The sequence below is a fragment of the Sporomusa sphaeroides DSM 2875 genome (genome assembly GCF_001941975.2).
Classification (GTDB): domain Bacteria; phylum Bacillota; class Negativicutes; order Sporomusales; family Sporomusaceae; genus Sporomusa; species Sporomusa sphaeroides.
In genome coordinates this window covers 3,025,001-3,027,500 of sequence record NZ_CP146991.1, presented here as the reverse complement: position 1 = coordinate 3,027,500, position 2,500 = coordinate 3,025,001, and the positions used below count along the sequence as shown (strand labels likewise).

3 rRNA genes (1 of these 3 only partly in view) are annotated in these 2,500 nt (G+C 51.0%); all 3 read left to right on the top strand.

Going from position 1 to position 2,500, the window contains the following annotated elements:
- Positions 1-3 precede the first annotated feature (3 nt).
- Positions 4-1,560, top strand: a 16S ribosomal RNA gene (locus SPSPH_RS14140).
- Positions 1,561-1,762: 202 nt separating this feature from the next.
- Positions 1,763-1,879: ribosomal RNA gene (rrf, locus tag SPSPH_RS14135) — 5S ribosomal RNA — on the top strand.
- Positions 1,880-2,081: 202 nt separating this feature from the next.
- Positions 2,082-2,500, top strand: a 23S ribosomal RNA gene (locus tag SPSPH_RS14130); it runs 2,498 nt beyond the window's last position.
- Together the 16S, 23S and 5S rRNA genes form the textbook arrangement of a ribosomal RNA operon.

Genomic DNA, 2,500 nt, shown 5'->3' with positions numbered 1-2,500 from the left:
ACTTTATTGGAGAGTTTGATCCTGGCTCAGGACGAACGCTGGCGGCGTGCCTAACACATGCAAGTCGAACGGAGTATTTAGCAATAGATACTTAGTGGCGAACGGGTGAGTAACGCGTAGACAACCTGCCTCTAAACTGGGGACAACACCGCGAAAGTGGTGCTAATACCGAATGTGGTAACTTGGCTGCATGGCTGAGTTAAGAAAGATGGCCTCTACATGTAAGCTATCGTTTAGAGATGGGTCTGCGTCTGATTAGCTAGTTGGTGAGGTAACGGCTCACCAAGGCGACGATCAGTAGCCGGTCTGAGAGGATGAACGGCCACACTGGGACTGAGACACGGCCCAGACTCCTACGGGAGGCAGCAGTGGGGAATCTTCCGCAATGGACGAAAGTCTGACGGAGCAACGCCGCGTGAGTGAAGAAGGTCTTCGGATTGTAAAGCTCTGTCGTTTGGGACGAACGTGGATTGTGTGAATAATGCAATCTAATGACGGTACCAAAGGAGGAAGCCACGGCTAACTACGTGCCAGCAGCCGCGGTAATACGTAGGTGGCAAGCGTTGTCCGGAATTATTGGGCGTAAAGGGCGTGTAGGTGGATTCTTAAGTCGTGTGTCTAAGTGCGGTGCTCAACACCGTATGGGCGCAGGAAACTGGGAATCTTGAGTGCAGGAGAGGAAAGTGGAATTCCCAGTGTAGCGGTGAAATGCGTAGATATTGGGAGGAACACCAGTGGCGAAGGCGACTTTCTGGACTGTGTCTGACACTGAGGCGCGAAAGCCAGGGGAGCGAACGGGATTAGATACCCCGGTAGTCCTGGCCGTAAACGATGGGTACTAGGTGTAGAGGGTATCGACCCCTTCTGTGCCGGAGTTAACGCAATAAGTACCCCGCCTGGGGAGTACGGCCGCAAGGTTGAAACTCAAAGGAATTGACGGGGGCCCGCACAAGCGGTGGAGTATGTGGTTTAATTCGACGCAACGCGAAGAACCTTACCAGGGCTTGACATTGAGTGAAAGATCTAGAGATAGATCCCTCCCTTCGGGGACACAAAAACAGGTGGTGCATGGCTGTCGTCAGCTCGTGTCGTGAGATGTTGGGTTAAGTCCCGCAACGAGCGCAACCCTTATCCTTTGTTGCCAGCACGTAAAGGTGGGAACTCAAGGGAGACTGCCGCAGACAATGCGGAGGAAGGCGGGGATGACGTCAAGTCATCATGCCCCTTATGTCCTGGGCTACACACGTACTACAATGGGCTTAAACAAAGTGAAGCAAGACCGCGAGGTTGAGCCAAACACACAAACAAGCTCTCAGTTCGGATCGGAGGCTGCAACTCGCCTCCGTGAAGTCGGAATCGCTAGTAATCGCAGGTCAGCATACTGCGGTGAATACGTTCCCGGGCCTTGTACACACCGCCCGTCACACCACGAAAGTTGGCAACACCCGAAGCCGGTGGGGTAACCAGAAATGGAACTAGCCGTCTAAGGTGGGGTCGATGATTGGGGTGAAGTCGTAACAAGGTAGCCGTATCGGAAGGTGCGGCTGGATCACCTCCTTTCTAGGGAGAACTCGGGTATGAAACAAGACCCGGTATTCCAGGTCGGTACATTTGGCAAAGCATTACGATACTAGACGGAGCTTATGTGCTCGCTGTAGTATCACTTACATTGTTTAGTTTTGAGGGAATGCTAATTAGTAAAAGTTACTTGTTGAAATATACGAGTGACCATGCTAACATAGATATTCCTGAAAACACCATATCCAGTGACGATAGCTGTGGGGCTCCACCTGTTCCCATCCCGAACACAGTAGTTAAGCCCATAAACGCCGAAGGTACTTGGCTGGAAACGGCCTGGGAGATTAGGAAGTTGCTGGTTCAGGAACTAAAGTTACCATAACTTGCTTGTTGAAACAAACAAGTAATTATGATAACATAGATGTTCCGTTGTTCCTTGAAAACTGCACAGAAGAAAGCAAAGTTTAACCAACCTCTTATATGCAAATATGAGAAGTTCTTAAACGCGCAATTAGGATTTAACTGAAGGCAAAACGTAAGCAATTAACGGCTTAAACCAATTAAGTCAAGTTAATAAGGGCATACGGTGGATGCCTAGGCGCCAAGAGCCGAAGAAGGACGCGGTAAGCTGCGAAAAGCTAGGATGAGCTGCAAGCAAGCTTTGACTCCTAGATCTCCGAATGGGGGAACCCGGCGGTGGTAATGCACCGTCACACTACTAAGGTAGTGAGGGCACCCGGGGAACTGAAACATCTAAGTACCCGGAGGAAAAGTAATCAAACGAGATTCCCTAAGTAGCGGCGAGCGAACGGGGAAGAGCCCAAACCAGAGAGCTTAGCTCTCTGGGGTTGAGGACCGGCAACAGTTTCGTCAGGCCTAGTCGAACTACCTGGAAAGGTAGGCCGCAGAAGGTAAAAGCCCTGTAAGCGAAAGGCAGAGCGAAATGGCCGGAATCCAGAGTACCACGGGACACGAGGAACCC